The following is a 24222-nucleotide window of genomic DNA, read 5'->3' as shown; positions in this document are numbered from 1 at the left end:
GCCGGTTGGGGTGCCCTTGATACGTTCGATCCGTATGTCCTCCACTAGGGTTTCCTCGGCTGTGGCCGCACGCCCGAGTCCAGGTGACGGAGGTGCGGAGTGGTCCTGTCGGCGTCGTTGTCCATCGTCAGTGGACCGGTACCAGTCGTCGTCACCGTCCTCGGTGTGATCGGTTTCCTGTGGCTCATCTTCTATCCGTCGGTCCGCTATCTCCTGATCGTCGTCCCGGTCTCGATCGCGGTCGCCGTCGGCGGCACGCTGTTGGCGCACTACCTGGTCGAGGATGTGTGGCGTCCGTTTCCGGAGGCGATCGAGACCGGTGTCTACATCTCGAGTTGTGTTGCCGCCCTTGCGCTGATTCTCGGGGTGGCCCGATTCGTGGCCGGTCACGGATGGTTGCAGAAGCTGATCACCGTGCTCGCCGGACTGTTCGCGGTGCTGATGGCGTTGTCGCAGATCAACGTCACCTTCGCCTACTATCCGACAGTTGATGCGCTGCTGGGTCATTCGGGTGCGCGGTCGGTGACGCTCGAGGAACTCGACGACGACTCACTGATCGTGGTGCCGATCGACAAATGGCGGGCACCGCAGAACATCCCGAGCGGAGGGCGGATCCTGACGGCGCCCATCCCCGGGACCAAGTCCGGATTCACGGCACGTCCCGCGAAGATGTATCTGCCGCCGGCTGCTCTCACCTCGCCGACACCGCGGTTGCCGGTGCTGCTCCTGCTGGCGGGTCAGCCGGGCGCCCCGGACGACTGGCTGCTCGGCGGTCAGCTGGTCGCCACGATGGACGCGTACGCAGCAGAGCACAACGGCCTGAGCCCAATCGTCGTCGTCGCCGACGGGACCGGATCGACGATGGCCAACCCGATCTGTGTGGACTCCAAGCTGGGCAACGTCGCGACCTATCTGTCGCAAGACGTGCCGGACTGGGTCGCGGCCAACCTCAAACTCGCGAACACGGACAGCAGGTCGTGGGCGGTCGGTGGCTTGTCCTACGGCGGAACGTGCGCGCTGCAACTCGCGACGAACTATCCGGACGTCTATCCGACGTTCCTCGACCTGTCGGGTCAGATCGAACCGTCCCTGGGGTCGCGTCAGCAGACCATCGACACGGCGTTCGACGGCGACGAGGCTGCGTTCAAGGCGGTCAATCCGATGGATCTGATGGTCACGCGGCAGTATCCCGACACGGCCGGTGCGTTCGTCGTCGGACGAGATGACGCGATGTACCGCGCCGGTCTCAAAGAGGTGTTCGAAGCTGCGCGGCGTGCCGGTATGGACGTGCATTTCAGCGAGGTGCCCGGTGGGCACAGCTTTGCGGTGTGGTCGGTGGGCCTGCGTCAGGAGATGCCATGGCTCGGTAAACGATTGGGGATTCCGGAATGAGCGCACCCGTTGTCGAGACAGAGCGAGACGACGCCGACGGCCCCCGCGAGAGTGCGGTGCTGAACAAACTCAAGGCGTACGCGGCGGTGCTGATGCGGCTACCGTTCACCCTCGCGTTGTGGCTGACCGTCTTCGGTCTGGCGCTCTTCACGGGGTCGTTGTGGAGTCACGCGGCTCGGAAGTCCTGGTACCACGACGTCGCTTTCGGGGTCCCGGCGTTGGAGGACGGCAAGTGGTGGACCATCGTCACCTCGTCGTTCTTCGAGCCGAGCCCGGGCAAGTACGTGCTCGCGCTGATCTTCATCGCGGTCGGAATCGGTTGGGCCGAATACCGGTTGGGCACCGCGCGGGTCGCGGTGGTGGCATTCGGTGGCAAGATCGTCACCGAGTTGATCACGGTCGGTCTGGTCTGGTTTTTCAGCCGCGATTTCACTTCGTGGGAGTGGGTCGAACGCCTGTCGCACGTGCACAGCGCGAGCGCGATCACGATGGTCGTGGCGGCGGTGGCGGTGGCGACGGCCACGCTCCGGTCACCCTGGCGCCTACGCATCCGGGTCGCCCTCGGGGCTGTCGTGGCGATCGCTTTCCTGTTCGAGGGCACGTTCAGCACGGTCCAGTATGTGATCGCGGTACTCATCATGCTGCCGGTGGGCGAACGGTGGTTCAGTACCGCCGAGCACGGCTATCTGCCACGTACCCGACGCGAGGTGCGCATGCTGGGCTGTGCGGGCCTGCTCGTCATCGCGGGCGCGAACCTGCTGGTGTTCTTCTTCCCGGGTAGCGGGCCCCTCGGGCCCACCGACGCCAACGACGAGTCCACCTTCACGATGATCATCGGCCTGGTGATCAACCTGCTGATCGCCGACCAGTTGCGTCGAGGTCGGCGGTGGGCCTGGTGGGTTGCGGTGGTCTACGGCCTGCTCAACGTGGTTGTCACGATCGCGGTGGTGGCGTTGGTCGCCTTCACCGACTTCGCCGCAGAGGGAGGCGTCACCGTTGGCACCACGCTGCTGTGGGTGGTGGTCCTGGCGATTCTGCTGCCGGGGCGGTTCGCCTTCCGGGTGCCGTGGCGGACCCGCCTGACCGGCGATGTCGACGGCGATCCGCTGGAACGGGTCAAGGACCTGCTGCACACCCACGGCGGCGGCACGATGTCGTGGATGATCACCTGGCCCGGCAACAACTACCTGTTCCCGGCGGGCGGCCCCGGTGCGGGTGGACCGTCGGGTGTGGTGGCCTATCAGCACCACATGGGAACGCTGCTGGCACTGTCGGATCCGGTGTGTGCGCCGCAGGATCGTCGGGCGGCGGTCCAGGACTTCATCGACAAGGCCGAACACAGCGGCAAGGTGCCCTGCTGGTTCTCGGTCGGTGCCGAGACGGCCCAGATCGCCGAAGAGCTCGGCTGGCGGAGCCTCCAGATCGCCGAGGACACCATCATCGACCTGCCGAATCTGGCCTTCAAGGGCAAGTCGTGGCAGCACGTGCGGTCGGCACTGAACAAGGCGACGAAGGAGAACATCAGCTTCCGCCTGGTGACCCTGGCCGACGAACCGTTCGGCATCCGTTCACAGGTGCGCGCGATCTCCGAGGAGTGGGTGGGGGACAAGGGGCTTCCCGAGATGGGCTTCACCCTCGGCAGCGTCGACGAGGCGATGGACCCGGAAGTCCGTGTCGCGCTTGCCGTCGACGAGGCGGGCGATGTCCACGGCGTGTTGTCCTGGTTGCCGGTGTACGCGGCGTCCGGCGCCGACGGTGCGTCGGTACCTGCCGGAACCGTGCGCGGTTGGACGCTCGACGTGATGCGGCGTCGTACCGACGGATTCGGCCCGGTGATCGAATATCTCATCGCCTCGTCCGCGACGGCGTTCAAAGAGGAAGGCGCGCTGTTCGTCTCGTTGTCGGGCGCACCGCTCGCGCGGAGCGGCGACTCGGTCGAAGAGGGGATGGACCGCCTGCTCGACAGTCTGGGAGCCGCGATGGAGCCCTTCTATGGTTTCCGGTCGCTGCACGCGTTCAAGAAGAAGTTCAGCCCGCGCTACGAGCCGGTGTACCTGGCCTTCCGGGACGAGAGTGACCTGCCCCGTATCGGTCTGGCCATCTCGCGGGCCTACCTCCCCGACGCGACCCCCGGACAACTCGTCCGACTCGCCGCCTCGGGCAAGGGCAACTGACCGTCGACCGGGCACCACCTGTTCCCTGAGGTGCGAGGAGCGCAGCGACGAGCCTCGAAGGGCCCGCCGACCGGGCAGAGTCAGTCGTGCGCGCCGAGTTTGGTCGCCGTCTGGGACCGTAGACGCTGTTCCTCACGGAGCGCATCGAACTCGGCACGCCAGTCGGTGGTGAGTGTCAGCCCCTGACGCCCGGCCTCTTCGGTGCTGAGTTCGACGGGGAAGCCGAACGTGTCGCTGAGGGTGAAGAAGTCGGCTCCGGTGATGGGGCGGGCTTCTTTGACGATGTGCCGCAGCTCGCGCAAGCCCTTGCTGAGCGTGCGACGGAAGGCGCGCTCTTCCTTCTGCAGGACTTTGACGATGGTGTCGCGCTGCTCGCCGACCTCGGGATAGGCGTCGGAGTAGATGTCGGCGATCACCTCGACGAGTGGTGTCAGCACGTTGTTCTCGACGCCCAGTTCGGTGGCGAAGCGGATCGCCCGGCGCAGGAGCCGACGCATGACATAGCCGGCTTCGCGGTTCGAAGGGGTGACACCGTCGGCAGCCAGGAAGACCGCTCCGCGAACGTGATCGGTGACGATGCGCATGGCGTGGGTGGTGTCTTCGTAGCTCGTGCCCGAGAGTTCCTGGAGTTTCTCGATGATCGGCCACAGCAGGCTGACGCGGAAGACGTCGGGGCTGTCGATCGACGCCGCGGCGATGCGTTCGAGGCCGCCGCCGTAATCGACATTGCGATTGGGGAGCTCGGCAAACGACACGGCGCCGGGGGCGTCGGACTCGGCGCGGCGGTACTGCATGAACACCGAGTTGCCGATCTCCATGTACTGGCCGCCGTCGGAATTCTGGTGTGGGAAGCGACCGTACGTGGTGTCGTGTTCGACCTGCGGGAAATAGTAGAAGACCTCGGAATCGGGTCCGCCGGGGTCGCCGACCGGCATCGCCTCGGGGCCGCCGGCCCGGGACCACCAGTTCTTGTCCTGGTAGAACGCAATTCGTGCGCCCTGGTTACCGACCTCGTTGCCGTGTTCCTCGGTGATGAGGTCGACCCGGTCGTAGGAGACGCCCGCGGCCTTGAAGAGTTCGGTCCAGATGTCGGCGCTCTCCTCATCGCGCGGTATGCCGTTCTCCGGGTCACCGGCGAAGACGGTCACGTAGATCCGGTTGGGATCCAGGCCGACGACGTCGACCAGGAACGACCAGAACATCGGGATCTGCCCGGCCTTGAAATAGCTTCCCAGGCTCCAGTTTCCGAGCATCTCGAAGAACGTGGTGTGGCGGTTGTCGCCGACCTCGTCGATGTCTTGGGCGCGAACGCACGGCTGGACGTCGGCGAGCATGGTGCCGGCGGGGTGTGGCTCGCCGAGCAGGTGGTTGAGTAGCGGCTGCATTCCCGAACCGGTGAAGAGTGTCGTCGGGTCGCCCCGGGGCACCAGCGATGCCCGGTCGATGAGGGCGTGTCCACGCTCGGCCATCATCGCGAGGTAGGCCGAACGGATCTGCTGAGCGTCCATGACTGGCATTGTGCGGTCCGGCCTGGTGATATGGGCCGTGATTCGGCAAGGTGGGCGCGGTTCTGCCGATGCTCCGCTCACCGTTTCCGCTCCCGCTCACCCGATTTCGGTGAGCGGGAACGGATCGTGTGAGCGGCCCGCTGATCCGTGGCACATCTACGGCCGGGCGTCGCGGTGTGGTCGGTGCTCGCGGTGGTCGAGTACGCATACCGTCTCTGGATGACGACAGAGGACCCGGCAGTCTCGTTGCTGAACCATATCGACGCCGCGATCGCGGCATCCGCGTTCAGCGACTGACGGTCTGGGGGCGGTCAGCCCGCGCGCCGACGACCCGATCCGCCCGCGTGTAGACGACCATCGACTCGCCGCGGGAGAACCCGATCAGGGTGATGCCGAAGTCGTCGGCGAGGTCGGCGGCCAGGGACGAGGGTGCGGACACCGCGCTCAGCATCGGGATACCCGCCATCGCCGCCTTCTGTACCAGCTCGAAGCTGGCGCGACCCGAGACCTGAAGAACGGTGCCGGACAGGGGAAGTCGGTCGGCGAGGACGGCCCAGCCGATGACCTTGTCGACGGCGTTGTGCCGGCCGACGTCCTCGCGGACGACGAGCAGTTCGCCGTCGGCGTCGAAGAGTGCCGCTGCGTGCAGCCCGCCGGTCTTGTCGAAGACATCCTGCTCGGCGCGGAGACGGTCGGGGAGGCCGAGCAACGTGTCGACGTCGACCGTCAGCGTGTCCGCGGCCGGATCGTGAGCGGACGCGGTGTGGACGGATTCGATGCTGTCCTTGCCGCACACTCCACAGGCGCTCGTCATGGTGTTGCGACGGGCGACGCCGGGTGCGGGCGGCGGAACGTGGGGGGCGAGGGAGACGTCGACGACGTTGTAGGTGTTGGCGCCGGTCGAGTCGGTGCCCGCGCAGTAACGGGCCGTCGAGTAGTCGCCGCCCGCGGTGATGACGCCTTCGGAGACGAGGTACCCGGCCACGAGCTCGAAGTCGCTGCCGGGGGTGCGCATGGTGACGCTCAGCGGCTGACCGCCCACGCGGATCTCCAGTGGCTCCTCGACGGCCAGGGTGTCGGCGCGTTGCGTTGGGGCCGCATCGCGTCGGATGCGGGTGACGCGGCGTCGTGCGGTTACTCGTCCCACGCTTCGACCTTAGTCCTCAGACGTCGAGGATCAGGGTGACCGGCCCGTCGTTGACCAGGCTCACCTGCATGTTCGCCCCGAACCGTCCGGTGGCGACGGTGGCCCCGGCGTCGCGCAGGGCAGCGGCGACCGCGTCGACGAGCGGCTCGGCCACCGGGCCCGGGGCGGCGGCGTTCCACGACGGCCGGCGTCCCTTGGCGGTGTTGGCGTACAGGGTGAACTGGCTGATGACCAGGATCGGTGCGTCGATGTCGGCGGCCGCCTTCTCGGGTCCGTCGTCGCCGTTGAAGATCCGCAGGCGCCAGATCTTGTCGGCGAGTTTCGCGGCGTGGTCGGGGGTGTCGTCGTGGGTGGCGCCGACGAGGGCGACGATGCCGGACCCGCCGGCCGGGATGTCGAGTTCGCCGACGATCTCACCGTCGACGGTCACGCGGGCTTCGCTTACTCGCTGGATGACGGCTCGCACCGACCCAGGATGCCAGGCTGAATGGTCCCTTACCGGAGCAGGTGGGCGACGCGGCTACTTGATCTCGATGTCGCCGTCGAACTCGTAAGGAGTCGCCGCGGGCTCACATCCGCTGAACGAACCGGTTGGTGCAGGACCGTTCACCCCGACCTTGCTCGGATCGCCCTTTCGTACCGTGATCTGCACGGCGAGCGCGTCCTGCAACGGGGCGGGGATCAGATTCGGGTCGGTCGCGCTGATGGGATAGACCAGGGACGCGGTGTCGCCGTCGGTGTGGATGCAGGTGATCGGTCCCTTGACCTTGAACGGCAGGGGATTGTCGTCGTCGCCGGCCAGCAGCGTGGCTTCGTAGGTGCCGGTGGTCTTGCCCTCCGCGTTCGTGGCGCCCACGGCCTTGATCGCGAGGAGGTCGAGGTCTGCGATCTCGAGTTCGCCCTCGATCATCAGCGACTTGGTCTCCGCGGCATCGGCCGGTGCCGAGACCCCCAGTGTTGCGAACACTGCGGCGGCCGCCAGGGCGGTGGTGCTGAGAGCGCGTGCTCGGAAACCCGTCATGACAATCTCCTTCGGTCGACCGTGGTCGGGTACCCAGGGGCGGACCCTGAAAACCATCCCCGAAGTACGCCCTCCACAGACCGTCTGACGACACTGTGCCGCCGGCGGCGCTGCCGAGGGTGCCTCTGAGGGGCGCTTCTCAGCGCTCAGTTGAGCCCGAAGGTCACCGTGACCGTGAAGGTCAGCTCCTGCTCGCCGGGCTCGATGGGCACGGGCGACGCGGCGACGTCGCGCTCGAAGGTGCCGGGGGAGGCGGGCTGTTCCTGACCGCTGGTCGTCTCCTTGATGGTCAGCACCTTGCCGAGTGAGTCGTCGGCGAGCGAGGCGTACTGCTCGGCGCGGCCGCGGGCGTCGTCGAACGCCGCTTCCCGGGCCTCCTTGAGGAGCTGCGAGTCGTCGTCGATGGTGAAGGAGACGTTGCTGATCCGGGTGTTGTCGCCGCCCGCGGTGGCGGCTGCGCTCAGGACCGTGGAGGCCGTGGAGATGTCGCGGATCGTGACGCGGATGGAGTTGGTCGCCATGTAGCCGCTGATCTGACTGCTGCCACCGGGGGCGGGACTGGAGTACTGCGGGGTCACCGACACCTGCTGGGTGGCGACGTCCTTGCGTTCCACGCCTGCGTCGACGACGGCATCGGTCACCGCGCGCACCTTCTCGCTCGTCTCGTTCAGTGCGGTCGTCACGTCGCCCGCGGTCGCCTCGACGCCGATGTCGGCGCGAAGGGTGTCCGGCGCGCCGCTGACCTGTCCGGTGCCGACGACGGTGACCGAGCGCTGTTGGTCGACGGCGCCGTCGCTGCCGCACGCGGCGAGGGCCAGGACGAGTGCGGACACGACGGCCGCCCCGAGTCCTGCGCGTCGCACGCCGACCGATGACCTCACAACCGCCCTCATCGGTCCACCGGATCCCGCATCAGCAGCCCGAGCAGCCAGCCGACGACCGACACGACGATCGCGCCGAAGATCGCCGACCAGAAGAAGTCGTCGACCTCGAGACCCCAGTGCGTGGTGTTCCGGGTGATCCAGGCGGTGATCTCGAGCATCAGCGCATTGATCACGATGTGGACGAGCCCCAGCGTCAAGATGTAGAAGGGGATCGAGATGATCTGCACGATCGGCTTCACGAACGCATTGAGGACGCCGAAGATGACCGCCACGACCAGCGCGATCCCGACCTTCTCTGCAGTCGTCGACCCGCCTACGAACTCGATTCCCGGGACGATCAGAGTCGCCACCCACAACGCCACCGCGGTGCACACGGTGCGGACCAGAAATGCCAGCATGCGCAACAGTCTGCCAGTACGACCGTGCCGGAAACGGCCGTCTGATGTCCGAGTCGGGCGGAATGCGGTGGCCGAACGGCACGCATTTGGACTGTTCCCGCAGTTCGCGTAACATAGATCGTCGGTGCGTCTCGCGTGCCCGCATCCGCGTGTCCCCACGCGGATCGGAGCGCTCGCACCGGGTGTTGGTCCTCGCCGAGCGGTGACCACACCTTAACGGACAAACACTGATTCAACCGGGCCAACGACGCAGCACCACCCGGGTGTCGCGGAAACGGCCAGGATCGCGGAGGAAATGGCGAAGAAAGACGGGGCCATCGAGGTCGAGGGTCGAGTGATCGAACCCCTGCCCAATGCGATGTTTCGCATTGAGCTGGAGAACGGTCATAAGGTTCTCGCCCACATCAGCGGCAAGATGCGGCAGCACTACATCCGCATCCTGCCCGAGGACCGGGTCGTCGTGGAACTCTCGCCCTACGACCTTGCTCGTGGGCGAATCGTGTACCGCTACAAATAAGACTTTCCCGGCCTCGCCGGGAGAAGACTTCCCGGACATCCGTCTGGGAGGAGACCGACACCCACGTGTACGGCCGTGTTCAGGCGTGCGCGCGGGCGAGCCGAGCAGGAGAGATTGACGTGAAGGTTCAGCCGAGCGTCAAGCCGATCTGCGAGAAGTGCAAGGTGATCCGCCGCAACGGTCGGGTCATGGTGATCTGCGAGAACCTGCGTCACAAGCAGCGTCAGGGCTGATCACGCGCACCCTCCGGGTCGCTTGAGTCAGAACAACTGAATACAGACAACTGAAGATCAGAAGACCTCTCAGCACCAGCGGCGACAGACGCGTCACCGCCTACCTCCGGATCAGAGGCCGGAGCCCACGAGGCCGGACACACGGTTCGGCACCAGCTCGCGGGACGGACTGGGAGAAGACCTCTGGAAATCGAAAAGGAAATCCGCCACATGGCACGTGTTGCTGGTGTGGATCTCCCCCGCGAAAAGCGGCTGGAGATTGCACTGACCTACATCTACGGAGTTGGACGCACCACCTCCAAGGAGATCCTCGCGGGAACGGGCCTCAGCCCCGACCTCCGGGCGAAGGATCTCACCGACGCAGACGTCTCGAAGCTGCGTGAGTACATCGAAGCCTCGGTGAAGGTCGAGGGTGACCTGCGTCGCGAGGTGCAGGCCGATATCCGACGCAAGATCGAGATCGGCTGCTACCAGGGTCTGCGCCACCGTCGTGGCCTGCCCGTCCGCGGACAGCGCACCAAGACCAATGCCCGCACTCGTAAGGGCCCGAAGAAGACCATCGCCGGGAAGAAGAAGTAATGCCTCCGAAGTCACGTAGCGCAGGCCCCAAGAAGGGCACCCGCCGTCGCGATAAGAAGAACGTCCCGCACGGCCACGCGCACATCAAGTCGACGTTCAACAACACCATCGTGTCGATCAGCGATCCCAGCGGAAACATCATCAGCTGGGCGTCGTCGGGCCACGTCGGTTTCAAGGGCTCGCGCAAGAGCACCCCGTTCGCGGCTCAGCTCGCGGCCGAGAACGCTGCGCGCAAGGCCCAGGAGCACGGCGTCAAGAAGGTCGACGTATTCGTCAAGGGACCGGGTTCGGGTCGCGAGACCGCGATCCGCTCCCTGCAGGCAGCCGGCCTCGAGGTCGGCACCATTTCCGATGTCACCCCGCAGCCGCACAACGGTTGCCGTCCGCCCAAGCGGCGTCGGGTCTAGTCGGGAAAGGGAGGAACAGAGAAAATGGCTCGTTATACCGGCCCCGCAACAAAGAAGTCTCGTCGCCTTCGCGTCGACCTGATCGGTGGTGACGCCGCATTCGAGCGTCGCCCCTACCCGCCCGGCCAGCACGGCCGCTCGCGGATCAAGGAGAGCGAGTACCTGCTCCAGCTGCAGGAGAAGCAGAAGGCGCGCTTCACCTACGGAGTGATGGAGAAGCAGTTCCGTCGCTACTTCGAGGAAGCCAATCGTCGCAGCGGCAAGACCGGTGACGAACTGCTGAAGCTCCTCGAGACCCGTCTCGACAACGTCGTGTACCGCTCGGGCATCGCACGGACCCGTCGTCAGGCCCGCCAGCTGGTCAGCCACGGCCACTTCACCGTCAACGGTGTGAAGGTCGACGTCCCCAGCTACCGCGTCAGCCAGTACGACATCATCGACGTCCGTCCGAAGTCGCTGCAGACCGTCCCGTTCCAGATCGCCAAGGAGCTCGTCGGCGATCGTCCGGTCCCGGGCTGGCTCCAGGTCGTGCCCTCGACCCTGCGTATCCTCGTGCACTCCGTGCCCGAGCGCGCTCAGATCGAGGTCCCGCTGACCGAACAGCTCATCGTCGAGTTCTACTCCAAGTAGACGCTCGAGCAAGACCAGCCCGACAGCTACCTGCTGTTCGGTTCACTTTCGAGGTCGTCATATAGCGGGCGGCCAAAGGAGAAAACGAAATGCTCATCTCACAGCGACCCACCCTCACCGAGGAAGTCATCGCCGAGAACCGGTCGAAGTTCGTCATCGAACCGCTCGAGCCGGGCTTCGGTTACACCCTCGGTAACTCGCTGCGTCGTACCCTGCTCAGTTCGATCCCGGGTGCTGCCATCACCAGCATCCGCATCGACGGAGTGCTCCACGAGTTCACCACCGTCCCCGGGGTCAAGGAAGACGTCACCGACATCATCCTGAACCTCAAGGGCCTCGTGGTCTCCTCGGACGAGGACGAGCCGGTCACCATGTACGTGCGCAAGCAGGGTCCGGGCACCGTCACCGGCGCCGACATCGTGCCCCCGGCCGGTGTCACCGTGCACAACCCCGATCTGCACATCGCCACCCTGAACGACAAGGGCAAGCTCGAGATCGAGCTCGTCGTCGAGCGGGGCCGCGGCTATGTGCCGGCCGTGCAGAACAAGGCGTCGGGTGCCGAGATCGGCCGTATCCCGGTCGACTCGATCTACTCGCCGGTGCTCAAGGTGACCTACAAGGTCGAGGCCACCCGTGTCGAGCAGCGCACCGACTTCGATCGGCTCGTGCTCGACGTGGAGACCAAGAACTCGATCAGCGCGCGTGACGCGCTGGCGTCGGCGGGCAAGACCCTGGTGGAGCTCTTCGGGCTCGCCCGGGAGCTCAACGTCGAGGCCGAGGGCATCGAGATCGGACCGTCTCCGGCGGAGGCCGACCACATCGCGTCGTTCAGCCTGCCGATCGAGGATCTCGAGCTGACCGTCCGTTCGTACAACTGCCTCAAGCGCGAGGGTGTTCACACCGTCGGCGAGCTGGTTGCCCGGACCGAGTCGGATCTGCTCGACATCCGCAACTTCGGCCAGAAGTCGATCGACGAGGTCAAGGTCAAGCTGCACGCACTCGGCCTGTCCCTCAAGGACAGCCCGGCCAGCTTCGATCCGTCGCAGGTCGCCGGATACGACCCCGCCACCGGTACGTGGTCGGAAGACGCGTCGTTCGACGCCGATTCCGGTGAGGATTTCGCCGAAACCGAACAGCTCTAGTCGCCTCCGGCGGCGGCTGTCACGCTCGCCCAAACCCTGACTTCCCGCTCGAGTGATCGGGAGTCCTCCTAGGAGAAGACAATGCCCAAGCCCACCAAGGGACGCCGCCTCGGCGGGTCGGCCAGCCACCAGAAAGCGATGCTGGCGAACCTCGCCACCTCGCTCTTCGAGCACGGCCGCATCACCACCACCGAGGCCAAGGCCAAGCGCCTGCGCCCGTACGCGGAGAAGATCATCACCCACGCCAAGGCCGGCAAGCTGGCCAACCGCCGTGAGGTGCTGAAGGACATCCGCAACAAGGACGTCGTGCACACGCTGTTCGACGAGATCGGCCCGTTCTTCGCCGATCGCAACGGTGGATACACCCGCATCATCAAGACGCTGCCGCGCAAGGGTGACAACGCCCCCATGGCCGTGATCGAGCTGGTTCGCGAGACCACCGCGTCGAGCGAGGCGTCGCGCGCGACCCGTGTCGCCGCGTCCAAGAAGGCCGAGGAGAACGTGGTGGAGGCCGTCGAGGCCGACGCCACCGACGCCGAGGTCGCCAACGCCGACGCTGTCGCCGAGGCCGTCGACGACGAGTCGACCGCTGCCACCGCCGTCGAGGCGGAAGAGGCGACCACCGACGCAGACGACGACAAGAAGTAGTCGACTGAGTCGAGAACTGCTGACCGAACCCGTCGGCCCGGATTCCGGTGCCGGCGGGTTCTGTCGTCTGCGCTTCGACCTCGGCTACGACGGCACCGATTTCGCCGGGTGGGCACGGCAGATCGGGCAGCGCAGTGTATGCGAGGAACTCGAGACCAGGTTGTCGACGATCCTGCGGGTCCCGGTCCGGCTGACGGTGGCCGGGCGGACCGACGCCGGTGTGCACGCCACGGGGCAGGTCGCACACGCCGTCGTCCCGCGGTCGGCGTTGGAGACGCGGTCGATCGCCGGGGACCCGTCGACGCTGGTCGGTCGGCTGGCGAAGATGTGCCCGGACGACGTCCGGGTGAAAGAGGTCCGGGTGGTCCCGGACGCATTCGATGCGCGTTTTTCCGCGTTACGACGCCACTACCGCTATCGGCTCGACGACTCGCGATGGGGACCGGAACCCGTGGTGGCCCGCACGACCGCGACCTGGCGTCGCCCGCTCGACGTCGACGCGATGAACGTCGCGTCGTCGGAGCTGCTGGGGCTGAACGACTTCGCCGCGTTCTGCCGCCGGCGTGAGGGCGCGACCACGATCCGCGACCTGCAGCGCTTCTCGTGGACCCGTGACCAGGACGGCGTCCTCGTCGGCGAGGTCAGCGCGGACGCGTTCTGCTGGTCGATGGTGCGCTCGCTGGTCGGTGCGGTCGCCAGCGTCGGCGACGGTCGGCGGAGCGTCGACTGGTGCCGCGCTCTGTTGGCCGAGAAAGCACGCAGTCCGCAGGTGCCGGTGGCCGAGGCCAGGGGACTGTGTCTGGTCGGCGTCGACTATCCTGCCGACGACGAACTGGCCGCCCGCAACACGGTGACCCGCGACGTGCGCGGGTCCACCGGTTGCTGTGGCGGCTAGTTCCCGAGCTTCAGGCCGTTCTTGTCGCGGACACTTCCGGTCAGCATCATGATGCCGTCGACGAGCGCCCAGATCGCGACACCGAAGATCAGCACGAACCCGATGAGGAAGATCGCGGTGATGTAGCCGATGATCGTCAGTCCGAGCTGGATGCCGCCGATGGTGTTGTCGCCGATGTAGAAACGGCCGACGCCGAGCGTGCCCAGGAAGATCTGCAGCAGACCCGCCACGAGCTTCGACTTGTCCGACAGCGGCTCACCGGTCGCGGGGTCGCGGCCGTACGGCGCGGTCGGGTCCGGAGCCCCGGGATATCCATAGCCGGCCGGTGCGCCGTACTGGGGCGCACCGTACGACGGAGCACCGTACTGGGGTGCGCCGTACTGTCCGGCCCCGTACTGCTGCCCGCCCCCGTACTGCGGCGGGGTGCCGTATTGCTGCTGGGCCTCGTATCCCTGCGGTGTCCCGTATCCCTGTGAGGCATTGTCGGGTGTCCCGGACGGCGGCGGCGCGTACCCCGCGTTCGGGTCGGTGCCGTAGGTGGGGGTGCCCGGCTGGGAGGTGTCCGCGGGCGGGGGTTGTTTCACGAACGGATCGTACGGCTTGTCGCCGGGGTTCTCCGGGCTGGTCATCGGTCGGTCCTCCTCGGTGGGTCCTGCGTGGTGTCGTCGGGTCGGTGTGGTCGTGTCGGGTCTGATGGTCAGGCCATCGCGGCCAGGGTGCGGGCGTAGTTGACGCGACCCGAGACGTCACCCATGGTGACCGGCGAATACGCCGGGATGTTGGTGACGTGCAGGAAGCCGCCCGCGCCGCGCACGGTCACCTGGATGTATCCGGTGGTACTGCGTTCCTTCATCAGCAGGAACAGCAGGCTGAGAAAGCACACCATGAAGAAGCCCACGATGGCCAGTACCAGCCCCGTCTGTGACATCCGTTCGGTCGACACGGACATGTCGGTGACGACCCACTGCGTACCGGCGATGGGGCAGGTACCCGACGGCGTGATGACGAAGCTCTGGGTGCACGTGATGTCGCCGATGACGACGAGCGGCTGCTCGGGGACCGGTGCGCCGCCGTACTGATACGGTGCCGGATTCGCTTGTGGCGCACCGTACCCGGGCACGGCGAAACCGGGGCTCGAGTCGTACTCGGAAGGTTGGTGGCCGAACGGCGTCGTACCGTCCGGCCCGTCGCCCGGGTGGGTCATGGACTCATGGTTGCACAGACCTGTGACGGAGGACGGCGGTGCGCGGACTCAGGTCGCGTTGCGCTCGTCCTCGAAGGCCTCCATGACGATCTCGAGTGTGTCCTCGTCGTCGATGAAGTCCTGCGGATGCGCGCCCTCGGACAGCAGATGCCGCCAGTTCAGCGGATCGAACACGATGGGGTCGTGCCGCGACAGGAAGTCGATGACCACCCGGCAGAACCGTTCCGGGTCGTCGCGGAACGGGAAATGTCCTGCGCCTTCGAACGTTTCGAGTTCCGAGTGGGGGATCGCGGAGTGGGCGAGTTCGGCGTGGTGATAGGGGATGACGATGTCCTCGTCGCCCCAGATCAGCAGGACCGGGAGTCGTTCGGTGAGGTAACAGCGGTCGAGCATGGTGACCGACTGTCCGCGCCAGTCGACGACGGCCCGCAGGGTTCGCAGGAACGCCGCGTAGGCGGTTGGGTCGGCGAGATCGCCGAGGACGCGCATGAGGTCCTCATGGTCGGCGAGAAGGCGTTTGGGTGTGGCGGTCACCGGTGCGAACGGGAGCACCGGGGCGGCCGCGACGGCCTTGGCCGCGACTCGCAGTCCCGGCACGACGCCCGGAATCCGCAGCGCGGACAGGGCCTGGTGCACCACGGGCAGCGAGATGAGGCGCAGGGCCGGATTGACCTCCCGCGTCACCCCGCCGGCCGCGACGAGGACGAGACGCTCGACGAATCGCGGGAACTGGTAGCAGAACTGCATGGCCACGCCGCCGCCGAGGGAGTGACCGACGACGGTGACCTTGGTGTGGCCCAGGACGACCAGCAGATCGCGCATCCCGTTGGCGAACGCGGGGACGGAGTAGTCGGCGCGCGGCTTGTCGGAGCGGCCGTGGCCGAGGAGGTCCGGCGCGATGACCGTGTAGTGCTGCGCCAGGATCGGGATGACCTCGTCCCACGTCGACGAATTGTCGCCGATCCCGTGGATGAGCAGGAGCGCCGGACCGCTGCCGGCGATCCGGTAGGCGCGGCGGTAACCGTGGATCGTGTGATACTCGATGCGAACGTCGGTGTCCGAAACAGGACGCAGGGCCGGAGCCGGTGGCTTCGACGGACCGGGGGTCCTCGACGGCATTGTGGTTCCCCCTTCTTGCTCGAGGTGCGCTGCTTACGGTCGAGTAAACCCCACCTGCGTGGAGTTCGCGCGTCGGCGGTCGGGTGGGACGGATGACCCGACCGGCCGTCCCCGGCGACGCCACCGCGGCCCGCGGGGTCGTTCGGTCGGATCACCGCTCTCACCTGCGCGAACCGTTTACTGTGGGCCCTGATGAATCCGTTCGACGTCGAGTCCTTCGTGGCCACCGGTGGCCTGATCGGTCTGTGCGTCCTCGTCTTCGTCGAGACCGGGTTGCTGTTCGGTGTGATCTTTCCCGGGGACTCGCTCCTGTTCACCGCGGGTGTGTTCGCCGCGCAGCCGGACCCGTTCGCGCCGGTCTGGCTGGTGGTCCCCCTGGTGGCGCTCGCGGCGATCGCCGGGGACCAGTGCGGTTACTTCATCGGTCGCCGCCTGGGACGCAGCGTCGTCGAGGGTCGGATGATGCAGCGCATCGGGCCGCAGTACGTGACGCGAACCAACGCCCTCTTCGACCGATTCGGGCCGTTGACGGTGTTCTTCGGCCGGTTCATCGGCATCGTCCGCACGCTGGTGCCCCTCACCGCGGGCTTCAGCGGGATGCCTTACCGCGCGTTCACGTTCTTCAGCGTCCTGGGCAGCTTCGCGTGGGCGGGCGGGATCATCGTGGCCGGGTACCTGCTCGGCAACGTGCCGATCATCCGCGACAACATCGAGATCCTGATCATCGCGTCGGTACTCACGGTGGTGGTGCCGATGTCCGTCCACGCCGCGCGACGCTGGCGGGCGACGAGACGCCGGCAGGGCGTCGTCGCCGCAATGGACGTGACCCCGCCCGAGGATGAGGCGCCGCCGGAGGAGCGCTGATCCGGCGGTCTACCCGAGGTACGGCTCTTCCCGCGGCAGCGTGGTGCCCGAGAAGTCGTCGGCGATGGTGGCCGCGAGTTCGACGAACGACCGCTTGGCGGCCTTCGACATCAGTTCGAGGTCGACGTCGGCGCCCTCGGCGAGATGGTCGTCGAACGGGATCTTGTGGACCGCACGGCACCTGGTGAGGAAGTGCTGACCGAGCTGGTCGGTGTCGATGGTCGACGACCCCGGACGCGACGAACTCAGCACGACGACGGCCCGCGACACGAGGTGACCGAAGCCGTGGGCCTCGAGCCAGTCCAGGGTGGCGCCGGCACTGCGTGCGCCGTCGAGCGCCGGTGAGCTGACAAGGATGATCGTGTTCGCGAGGTCGAGGACACCGTTCATCGCCGAGTGGCTCAGACCGGTGCCGCAGTCGGTGATGATGATGTTGTAGAACCGCTGCAGGATGGTGACGACCCCGCGGTACTCGTCCTCGTTGAACGCCTCGGCCATCGCCGGATCGCGTTCGGAGGCAAGTACTTCCAGTCGGCTAGGGGCCTGCGACGTGTGGGCCCGGACATCGGAGTAGCGGTACACGTTCTGATCGGCGAGCAGGTCGCGAACCGTCGAACGCGTCTGCTGCGGGATACGTTGCGCGAGCGTGCCGAGGTCGGGGTTGGCGTCGACGGCGATCACCCGGTCCCCGCGCAGGGAGGCGAAGGTCGAGCCGAGACCGACGGTGGTCGTGGTCTTTCCGACGCCGCCCTTCAGCGACAGCACCGCGATGCGGTAGTCGCCGCGCACGGGTCGGTTCACCCGTTCGAGCAGCTGCTGGTAGGCGATGTCGCCCTGCGACTCACCGGGATTGATGGCACCGGCCGACATGGTGTGCACGGCGCGCCGCCAGCCGCGACTCGGTGCGCGTCGGGCCTTGCGGATCAGTGCGACCTCGTCCAGCGACGGACCACCCAGTGGCGGACCGTAACCTGCGGGCGCCTGCTGGGCCGCATACGCGGGTGCGGGTCCGGCGCCCGGACCGAACTGCCCCGGCGGCACCTGTCCGTTCCCGACCGGCGGACCGGCGGGATGTGCGGGGCCGGGAGCCCCGGTCTGCGGGAACGGTGGCGGCTGGTGAGTCGCCGGCGGGGGTGTGTGGTCGAACGTGGGCATGGGTCCCGGCCCGAACGGCGGGCCGGCGGGCGGCGTGTGGAAGTCCCGTCCTCGAGGCGTGTCGGGGAAACGGGCGGGTTCCGGGGCCGGCGGCGTGTGGGCACCGGCGGTTGCTTCCTCCGGTGGGCGCGGTGCATCGGGGCGCGGCGCCGGAACGGGATTCGGCGGCGCGATGCCGGGGGCCGGCGGGAAATCCGTCTCCCGGTCGTCGTTCGCGGGAGTCCGAGGCGCCGACGGTGGCTGAGGAGCCGGTGTCGGCTCCTGCGGAGGCGGCGCGAACTGCAGCCACGGGGGTGGTGCCGGCGCATCGGCGCCGTCGGGCGTCGTCGAGTTCTCGTACGTCATCGGGGAATCCTCTGGTCTTGCGGCCGGGCCGACCTGGCGAGCCGTGATCTGTGCGCGAGCATGATCACCGGCAGCATGCGAGGATCGATGAGGCATCGATCCTCGGTGCGATCTGCTTGCACTCTGACCGACTCCGGCAGCGTCGACGAGAGTCTACCCAAGGGTATGAGAGGATTTCGGACGAGATCCACAGTTCATCTCACACTCTCGCTTCTACATACCGAATTCGGCGTGTGGTGGCGTTGATCGAGTTGTGGCAGGATTAGGCACTTGAACCCCAGGTGCGAGGCGGGGCGGCACCGTGGTCGTGGCTGGTCGACGACCCGGTGAACCGGCATCTGGGGGAGGCGGTTTCATCGAACGGGAATTCGATGGAACCGGGAGGAACCCCGTCTGCGTCTAAATCGGCGTGAAGGGGGGTTCGGCTTCTATGAGCTACACCGAAGGGGCGGCAGCGCATTCCGACGATGCGCGCGCCGGCGACGATCCGTGGGCCGTCGTCCACCAGTTCTCGCAAGCGCGTTCGCGTTCGGGCGGTATCGCCGTCCGGACCACGGCCCAAGGCCTGCCGGTGGCCGTGCGCATCGCCTCCACCGAACTCGACAAGCATCCGGAACTGTTGGCCGCCGAGATCCTGCGCCTCTGCAAGCAGTCCGCGATGTCGGCCGGAATCCGGTTGCGCGAGAACCTGCTCGCGGCCGGGGTGGATCGCGATCTCGTCAACGAGATGAAGCTGCCGCAGCCCGAGGACCTGGCCGCGGCCGAAGAACGTGACGACGAGGAAGCCGACGCCATGACGTCGTGGTTGCGGCGATGAGTTGGGCGATGGACGAACTCGAGGCACGTGCCGCCCGTCAGCTGGACGGCCTGCGGTCCTTCCAGGAGAACCTCGAGGCGATCGCGGTGACGGTGACCTCGGCCGACGGCCTGGTGACGGTCGAGGTGGACGCCAAGGGCGCCCTGGTCGACCTCCGACTCGCACACGGCGCGAACGAACTGGGCGCCACCCGGCTCGGTGAGCAGATCGTGGCGACGTCGGCTCTTGCCGCACAACGGGTCTACGCGCGGGTGGCATCGGTGACCGAGGATTTCAACGAATCATTCGGCGACATGCTCGGCGCGCGTCCGGCGGGTGAATGACGTGAACCGGCCGACAGACGGTCGATCGACAGGACTTGCACTCACAAGGGGGTTGCGATGACGAACGTGAAAGTGACATACGAGGCGCTCGAAGGCTTCGCGGCGACGAATGCGGCGATGGCTTCCGCAATCGGGACGGCCGGGTCGATCGACGCCGCCGCCAACACTGCCGCAATGGTCCCGGTCTTCGGCCTCATCGGGCAGGAGTTCCTCGCGTCGTTCATCTTCGCGCAGGCCAACCATCTGATGTCGGTCGGGCAGCTCGCCGCGGTACACGCCGCGACCGCCGCCTCCACCGTCGCGGGTCTCGCCGAGTACGAAGGCACCGATGCCGCGACCGCTGCGGCGATCCGTTCGGTGCTGTGACCCCGTTCCCTCCGTTGCCGGGCCCGTTGCCCGGCGTCCCGGATGTACCTGCGCTCAGTCACATGACCGTGCAGGAGATGATCGATGCCAGTCCGCTGGGACCGATTCTCGATCGCACGGTCGCGGATGTGCTCGGGGGCCTTGGGCTTCCCCCGCTGCCGGTACTGCCGCCGTTGCCGCCGATGCCCGGGCTGCCGCCGATGCAGCCGCCCGATCTCGACATGTTCATCAAGCCGATCACCGATCTGCTCGGTGGTTTCGGCAGTGGTGACCTGAGCGGCGCCGGCTTCGACCCGACGATCATCTTCGACAGCCTCACCAAGGTGCTCGAGACGTCGATGACGATGGGGCAGAGCGCACTCAAGCTCGCCGATCAGCTGTGGGCGGGTCAGGGTGCGGTCGGTGCGGCCACCAAGACCGCCGAGGCCGGAACCAACAGCACTGCCCTGGCCGCGCAGGGGTCCGGGATCTCGATCGACACCAAGATGGCTGCCGCCATCGTCGCCAAGGGGCTGGCCGTGGTGCAGGGCATCGTCGCGGCGACGGTCGCCAAGATCTCGGCTCTGGTGCCGGTCATCATGAGCCCGGCGATCGCGGTCGGACTCAGTACCGCCGCCGTCGTCGCCGGGGCCGGGCTCGAGCTGGCCACCGCGGCGGTCGCCGTGACCCGGGCCGAACTGCTCGCCCCCACGACCGCCATGACCGCCAACGGTGCGCCGGTCGCGATCACCGGCGCACCGACCGCGGGTGCAGGGCAATCACCCTTCGCCCTGGCCGGCTCGGTCCTCGACGTGGTCTCCCCGGCGGTGTCGACGGCCACCGAACTGCCGTCCACGCTCATGCAGCCGATCAGCAAGATGCTCAGCGTCAATCCGGATTCGGCGATCGTCGCGCCCGCCGGGAGCCCGCTCACCAAGGCCAAGGGTGCCGGAGGCGGCGGCGGAGGTGGAGGCGGCGGCGGTGGCGGCGGCGGAATCGCCGGCATGATGACGCCGCTGAGCGCCTCCCGGCCGACGGTGCCGACCGGCTTCGGCGGCGGCGAACCCTCCCTGGGATCGTCGGCGGCCCCGCGTGTCTCGACCACGCCCGCGGCGATGCCGATGGGCGGCGCCCCGATGGGTGCGGCCGGCGCCGGTGCACGCGGGGCGGGCGCCTCCGAAGGCCAGCACAGCGTGCCGGACTACCTCGTGACCGAGGACAACGGGCGTGCGGTGGTCGGTGACGACCCCGAGGTCGCACCGGCGGTCATCGGCCACGAAGAGGCGGCCGAGGCCGATTCGGGTCCCGACATCGAACTACGGCTGGGCGTGCCCGGTCTGACACGAAACGAGGAAGCATGAGCAACGCACAACTTCGCGTCGAACCGGCCGAGTTGATCTCGGCTGCAGTCGATCTCGACAAGATCGCGGATCGGCTCGAGCTGGCGCTGAACGGTGCGGGGCCGAAGCTCACCGTCGACGCCCAGGGGCGCGACGAGGTGTCGACCGCAACCGCGGCCAGCTTTACGACGGTCGCCCGGGAGTTCGAAAAAGACACCGCCGGCGGCGTTCTCGAGCTCCGCAAGATCGCCGCGCTGCTACGGGCGCAGGCCTCCGGCTTCCTCGAAGGCGAGGCCGAGGCGGCCGCCGCCTTCGAGCTCCAGGTGTGATCCGACACAACTGACCGCTGCCGCCGCTGCGGCAGCCCGACTCGGACATCGCATCAGACTCGTCGCCCAGCAGAGGGGAGGGACCATGACCAGCACGACCGGAGCCGGCTTCACCGGCGTCAACTGGGACTCACGTACCAGTGAACAACTGGCCGCCGACCTTGGCGCCGGGCCGGGGCCCGCGCCCCTGGTGGAAGCGGGGGCCGCGTGGGCGTCACTCGCGACCGAGATCGGCGAAGCCGGGATCGAATACGCGGCGGTACTCGGACGGCTGGGCGTGCACTGGCAATCCGCGCACACCAGTGCAGCGTTCGAGAAACTGACGAAGCTCGCGCCGTGGTTCGCCGAGACCGCCACCGAGGCCGCCGAGAACGCCGTCCGTGCGGAGGCGCAGGCCGCGGCCACCACTGTCGCGCGCCTGAACATGCCCAACCTCGCCGAGGTCGAGGTGGTGGAGAAGTTCCACGAGATCGCCACCACCGCAACGGCTGTCGCCCCCATCATCGCCGGGGCCGCGGCCGAGGCCGAACGCGCGATGACTCAACAACGCATGCGCGCCGCTCGCGTCATGCAGACGTACGAGAATGCGACGGAGCCCGTGGGCACGCCGTGGCCGTCCTCCCGCCGGGCGCCCGACCTGGTGTCCGGAGAAGCCCTCGCATCGGAGGAGGCCGCCGCGGCCCGTGCCGCCGCCCCGCCCACGGTCACACCTCCGGTGACACCGGCCATGCCGCCGATGTTGGGTGCGATGCCCGGGGTGTATGCGCCGCCCGCCGAAAAGCTCCGGTATGCGCCGACTGTCGTGGCGAGTGCGGTATCCCCGTCCGCCACCCCTGTTTCGGCACCCACGAGTTCGACCACCACGCCGGGGCCCGGCGTGCCGCCACCGATGGCACCCGGGATGGCGGCGACCGGTGATCGCGGTGCCACGATCCGCGGTGTCGCCGTCGAATCCGAGGCGGCGCCCACCGACGAAAGCCTGGCCCGCGCGTCGGACAGCCTCGACGCGCCGCTGACGTGGGCGGACATCGAGACCTCCGATCGTCCTGCGGCCTACTATGTCTCGGCGTCGGACGCCGAGTCTCCGAAGGTCGATCCGCGGTACCTCTCGGAGAAGCTGCTGCTCGGGAACCCGGGGGACCGCGCATGATGGTGACGACCCACGACGCCCCCGTTGCGCTCGACGCGGCCGTGCTGCGCCGACTCGGCGATCGTTTCGGCGTGCAGACCTGGCCGGTCGTCCTCGACATGCCCGTCGGCGCCGCGGACGAGACCGCACAGCGTCTGGCCGACCGCGAGAGCGATGCCGCCATCGCCGCCCTCGACCTGGTGGACCACGACGAACCCGTGCCGTGGCTGGCCACCGTCCTCCGCGTCCTGTCGCGGCCCGAACGCGAGATCGAGATGCGCGGCTTCACCGAGACCGGCGTGCGACGGATTTGCCTGGCCCGCAGGGGTTATGAGCACATTCTGGCCGAACGTGCGGGCGACCGGCTCGACCTGGCCGTCGTCGAGGTCGCCGACCTCGATGCCGTGGCCGACCTCCTGCGTTCCCGGTTCGACGACGCCACCGCGTGCGAGTTCACGTCGTTCTCGGTTCCCACCGACGACCTGGTCGACGGTCTCGGACGCAGCGGATCGGCCACCGAGATCACCGACGCGTTGTACACGCTCGGCGCGCCGCTGTCCGATGCCGTCGTCATCTCCTCGGCATTCGCGTCCTGCCGGGTGCGCACCGAGATCGTCGCCTCTGCGAACGAGGACGGACGATTCTCCCAATCTTCTGGGGCCCTGGCCGTTTTCGACACCGCCCGGGGGCGGATCGTGTCGAGTCCCAGCAAGTCTCCGGACGGTCGGGTGTGGACCACCCTCTCGCCGGGTTCGGGTCATCGGATCGCGCAGGCCGTGCGCCTGCTGATCGAGACCCTCCCGGACGGGACGTGGTCGACGTGATCGGGGTCGGGGGATCTCGCGGTCCATACCTCCGCGGGAGACAACTGTCAGCGGTATCTGTGTCACGGATACCAACGGGGGCATCGCCAAACGGTGCCGTTACACAGGAGGAGAACTCATGCTGAATCTGCCGGGAGCAGGCGGCGCCGGAGTGAAGGTCGATGTCGCGGAGGGTCAGGCCACCGCAGCGGCGGTCGGCGGGATCGTCGCGGACATGAAGGAGACGATCGGGGTGATCCAGAAGCACGCTGCGAACACCACCCCGACGTGGCAGGGCAAGGCGGGTGCGGCTTTCGACGGCACGCACACCGACTGGAACAAGGAAGCCAACACGCTCAACCAGCTTCTCGATCAGATCAAGGCGCAGATGACCAACGGCTTCGCCGGTTACGAAGACCAGGACTCGGCTGCCGCCGGGCACTTCGGCGTCTGACCTTCCCACCCTCTCTTCGAAAGGCACTCTCATGACCATCAATTACGACTTCGCGGCCCTGGGCGACCTGAGCAGTGGGCTCGGCCGCGCCTTCCAGCAGCTCGACGACCAGAACACGCAGCTGAAGAACCAGGTCGCCGCGCTCGACGGCAACTGGAACTCGGCGCAGGCGAAGGCCGCCTACCTCGAGGCCCAGGCGAACTTCGACCGTGCCTTCGCACAGTCGCGCGAGCGTCTCATGGCGCTGCAGAACGGCGTCACCAACGCCAGCCGCACCATGTCCGACACCGACTCCTCCATCGCGAGCGGCTTCCGTTCGCTCGCCTGAGTGAGCTGAATCGACGGGGACTCCGCGGTCACACGCGGGGTCCCTGTCGTCGTCTGTCCGAATGACGCGGTGTCCGCCCGTGGGCGTTTCGA

General features: G+C 67.5%; 31 protein-coding genes. 21 read left to right on the top strand and 10 right to left on the bottom strand.

Translation table 11 applies throughout. The features are described 5' to 3' along the window. The first annotated feature begins 99 nt into the window (after positions 1-99). Positions 100-1392: an alpha/beta hydrolase gene (locus tag PWF70_RS18650; RefSeq protein ID WP_155225485.1), complete on the top strand. Its 1293-nt coding sequence runs from the start codon at positions 100-102 to the stop codon at positions 1390-1392. Continuing rightward, positions 1389-3566 (top strand): bifunctional lysylphosphatidylglycerol flippase/synthetase MprF, encoded by a 2178-nt coding sequence (locus tag PWF70_RS18645; RefSeq protein WP_279940826.1) that lies wholly within the window; start codon positions 1389-1391, stop codon positions 3564-3566. The genes PWF70_RS18650 and PWF70_RS18645 overlap by 4 nt, the downstream gene beginning before the upstream one ends. 80 nt (positions 3567-3646) lie before the next feature. Here the strand turns inward: PWF70_RS18645 and PWF70_RS18640 are convergent, their stop codons facing one another. After that, the gene (locus PWF70_RS18640; RefSeq protein ID WP_155225484.1) at positions 3647-5074 is read right to left on the bottom strand and encodes an alanine--tRNA ligase-related protein; all 1428 of its coding nucleotides are present in this window, start codon (positions 5072-5074) and stop codon (positions 3647-3649) included. A gap of 147 nt (positions 5075-5221) precedes the next feature. Here PWF70_RS18640 and PWF70_RS18635 point away from each other — a divergent pair, with 147 nt between their 5' ends. Continuing rightward, the gene (locus PWF70_RS18635; protein WP_155225483.1) at positions 5222-5371 is read left to right on the top strand and encodes a hypothetical protein; all 150 of its coding nucleotides are present in this window, start codon (positions 5222-5224) and stop codon (positions 5369-5371) included. On the opposite strand, the gene fdhD is transcribed toward PWF70_RS18635, so the two are convergent. The 5 genes from fdhD to PWF70_RS18610 form a co-directional block, all read right to left on the bottom strand. Then, on the bottom strand, positions 5361-6221 hold the full coding sequence (gene fdhD, locus PWF70_RS18630; RefSeq protein ID WP_075863937.1) for a formate dehydrogenase accessory sulfurtransferase FdhD: 861 nt from the start codon (positions 6219-6221) through the stop codon (positions 5361-5363). The two genes, PWF70_RS18635 and fdhD, sit on opposite strands and share 11 nt — an antisense overlap. 16 nt (positions 6222-6237) lie before the next feature. Further along, complete coding sequence (dtd, locus tag PWF70_RS18625) at positions 6238-6687, bottom strand: D-aminoacyl-tRNA deacylase (protein WP_035755010.1); 450 nt, start codon at positions 6685-6687, stop codon at positions 6238-6240. Positions 6688-6741: 54 nt separating this feature from the next. Beyond that, entirely contained in the window at positions 6742-7242 is a 501-nt protein-coding gene (locus PWF70_RS18620; protein WP_042376819.1) for a hypothetical protein, read from the bottom strand. 146 nt (positions 7243-7388) lie between these two features. Continuing rightward, complete coding sequence (locus PWF70_RS18615; protein WP_035755013.1) at positions 7389-8135, bottom strand: SIMPL domain-containing protein; 747 nt, start codon at positions 8133-8135, stop codon at positions 7389-7391. Beyond that, positions 8132-8524: a phage holin family protein gene (locus PWF70_RS18610; protein ID WP_035755014.1), complete on the bottom strand. Its 393-nt coding sequence runs from the start codon at positions 8522-8524 to the stop codon at positions 8132-8134. Before PWF70_RS18610 ends, PWF70_RS18615 begins: the two co-directional genes overlap by 4 nt. 295 nt (positions 8525-8819) lie before the next feature. Between PWF70_RS18610 and infA the strand changes: the two genes are divergently transcribed. The 8 genes from infA (at position 8820) to truA (ending at position 13575) form a co-directional block, all read left to right on the top strand. Continuing rightward, the gene (gene infA, locus PWF70_RS18605) at positions 8820-9041 is read left to right on the top strand and encodes a translation initiation factor IF-1 (protein ID WP_004023539.1); all 222 of its coding nucleotides are present in this window, start codon (positions 8820-8822) and stop codon (positions 9039-9041) included. 119 nt (positions 9042-9160) lie between these two features. Continuing rightward, the gene (gene rpmJ / locus PWF70_RS18600) at positions 9161-9274 is read left to right on the top strand and encodes a 50S ribosomal protein L36 (protein ID WP_005207978.1); all 114 of its coding nucleotides are present in this window, start codon (positions 9161-9163) and stop codon (positions 9272-9274) included. A gap of 210 nt (positions 9275-9484) precedes the next feature. Then, complete coding sequence (rpsM, locus tag PWF70_RS18595; RefSeq protein WP_006360180.1) at positions 9485-9853, top strand: 30S ribosomal protein S13; 369 nt, start codon at positions 9485-9487, stop codon at positions 9851-9853. After that, complete coding sequence (gene rpsK, locus PWF70_RS18590; protein ID WP_004023536.1) at positions 9853-10260, top strand: 30S ribosomal protein S11; 408 nt, start codon at positions 9853-9855, stop codon at positions 10258-10260. Before rpsM ends, rpsK begins: the two co-directional genes overlap by 1 nt. 24 nt (positions 10261-10284) lie before the next feature. Next, positions 10285-10890 carry a 30S ribosomal protein S4 gene (gene rpsD, locus PWF70_RS18585; protein WP_006360179.1) on the top strand — a complete coding sequence of 202 codons (606 nt, stop codon included), beginning with the start codon at positions 10285-10287 and terminating at the stop codon, positions 10888-10890. Positions 10891-10979: 89 nt separating this feature from the next. Beyond that, entirely contained in the window at positions 10980-12032 is a 1053-nt protein-coding gene (locus PWF70_RS18580; protein ID WP_005197582.1) for a DNA-directed RNA polymerase subunit alpha, read from the top strand. Between the two features lie 81 nt (positions 12033-12113). Beyond that, a complete protein-coding gene (gene rplQ / locus PWF70_RS18575; RefSeq protein WP_006360178.1) occupies positions 12114-12680 on the top strand; it encodes a 50S ribosomal protein L17 in 567 nt (188 codons plus the stop codon). Between the two features lie 19 nt (positions 12681-12699). Further along, positions 12700-13575, top strand: a complete 876-nt coding sequence (truA, locus tag PWF70_RS18570) for a tRNA pseudouridine(38-40) synthase TruA (RefSeq protein WP_286352986.1) — start codon at positions 12700-12702, stop codon at positions 13573-13575. On the opposite strand, the gene PWF70_RS18565 is transcribed toward truA, so the two are convergent. The 3 genes from PWF70_RS18565 to PWF70_RS18555 all read right to left on the bottom strand — a co-directional run bounded on the left by PWF70_RS18565 (position 13572) and on the right by PWF70_RS18555 (position 15898). After that, positions 13572-14204 (bottom strand): TM2 domain-containing protein, encoded by a 633-nt coding sequence (locus PWF70_RS18565; protein WP_286352728.1) that lies wholly within the window; start codon positions 14202-14204, stop codon positions 13572-13574. The two genes, truA and PWF70_RS18565, sit on opposite strands and share 4 nt — an antisense overlap. Before the next feature lie 68 nt (positions 14205-14272). Then, positions 14273-14779 carry a hypothetical protein gene (locus PWF70_RS18560; protein ID WP_035755022.1) on the bottom strand — a complete coding sequence of 169 codons (507 nt, stop codon included), beginning with the start codon at positions 14777-14779 and terminating at the stop codon, positions 14273-14275. A gap of 48 nt (positions 14780-14827) precedes the next feature. After that, positions 14828-15898: an alpha/beta fold hydrolase gene (locus PWF70_RS18555; RefSeq protein ID WP_035755024.1), complete on the bottom strand. Its 1071-nt coding sequence runs from the start codon at positions 15896-15898 to the stop codon at positions 14828-14830. A 192-nt stretch (positions 15899-16090) separates the two neighbouring features. Between PWF70_RS18555 and PWF70_RS18550 the strand changes: the two genes are divergently transcribed. After that, positions 16091-16762 carry a DedA family protein gene (locus tag PWF70_RS18550; RefSeq protein WP_241548712.1) on the top strand — a complete coding sequence of 224 codons (672 nt, stop codon included), beginning with the start codon at positions 16091-16093 and terminating at the stop codon, positions 16760-16762. 9 nt (positions 16763-16771) lie between these two features. Here the strand turns inward: PWF70_RS18550 and PWF70_RS18545 are convergent, their stop codons facing one another. Then, on the bottom strand, positions 16772-18262 hold the full coding sequence (locus tag PWF70_RS18545) for a MinD/ParA family ATP-binding protein (protein WP_280088756.1): 1491 nt from the start codon (positions 18260-18262) through the stop codon (positions 16772-16774). 430 nt (positions 18263-18692) lie between these two features. Between PWF70_RS18545 and PWF70_RS18540 the strand changes: the two genes are divergently transcribed. From PWF70_RS18540 to PWF70_RS18500, 9 genes are all read left to right on the top strand, one after another. After that, complete coding sequence (locus PWF70_RS18540) at positions 18693-19079, top strand: hypothetical protein (RefSeq protein ID WP_127962580.1); 387 nt, start codon at positions 18693-18695, stop codon at positions 19077-19079. 8 nt (positions 19080-19087) lie between these two features. After that, on the top strand, positions 19088-19402 hold the full coding sequence (locus PWF70_RS18535) for a YbaB/EbfC family nucleoid-associated protein (protein WP_006360170.1): 315 nt from the start codon (positions 19088-19090) through the stop codon (positions 19400-19402). Positions 19403-19459: 57 nt separating this feature from the next. After that, the gene (locus PWF70_RS18530; RefSeq protein ID WP_035755030.1) at positions 19460-19768 is read left to right on the top strand and encodes a type VII secretion target; all 309 of its coding nucleotides are present in this window, start codon (positions 19460-19462) and stop codon (positions 19766-19768) included. Beyond that, a complete protein-coding gene (locus tag PWF70_RS18525) occupies positions 19765-21108 on the top strand; it encodes a hypothetical protein (RefSeq protein ID WP_280088757.1) in 1344 nt (447 codons plus the stop codon). The genes PWF70_RS18530 and PWF70_RS18525 overlap by 4 nt, the downstream gene beginning before the upstream one ends. Beyond that, positions 21105-21416 carry a PE family protein gene (locus PWF70_RS18520; protein ID WP_280088758.1) on the top strand — a complete coding sequence of 104 codons (312 nt, stop codon included), beginning with the start codon at positions 21105-21107 and terminating at the stop codon, positions 21414-21416. The genes PWF70_RS18525 and PWF70_RS18520 overlap by 4 nt, the downstream gene beginning before the upstream one ends. A gap of 85 nt (positions 21417-21501) precedes the next feature. Further along, entirely contained in the window at positions 21502-22566 is a 1065-nt protein-coding gene (locus PWF70_RS18515) for a PPE domain-containing protein (protein WP_280088759.1), read from the top strand. Then, entirely contained in the window at positions 22563-23369 is an 807-nt protein-coding gene (locus tag PWF70_RS18510) for an ESX secretion-associated protein EspG (RefSeq protein ID WP_035755037.1), read from the top strand. The genes PWF70_RS18515 and PWF70_RS18510 overlap by 4 nt, the downstream gene beginning before the upstream one ends. 118 nt (positions 23370-23487) lie before the next feature. After that, the gene (locus tag PWF70_RS18505) at positions 23488-23802 is read left to right on the top strand and encodes a WXG100 family type VII secretion target (RefSeq protein ID WP_006360164.1); all 315 of its coding nucleotides are present in this window, start codon (positions 23488-23490) and stop codon (positions 23800-23802) included. Between the two features lie 31 nt (positions 23803-23833). Continuing rightward, on the top strand, positions 23834-24130 hold the full coding sequence (locus tag PWF70_RS18500; RefSeq protein ID WP_005197550.1) for a WXG100 family type VII secretion target: 297 nt from the start codon (positions 23834-23836) through the stop codon (positions 24128-24130). Positions 24131-24222: the final 92 nt, after the last annotated feature.

The sequence above is a fragment of the Gordonia sp. Swx-4 genome (assembly GCF_030316175.1).
Classification (GTDB): Bacteria; Actinomycetota; Actinomycetes; order Mycobacteriales; family Mycobacteriaceae; genus Gordonia; species Gordonia alkanivorans.
Note: the sequence above shows the minus strand (reverse complement) of the source record. Positions and strands in the feature narration are given on the sequence as shown.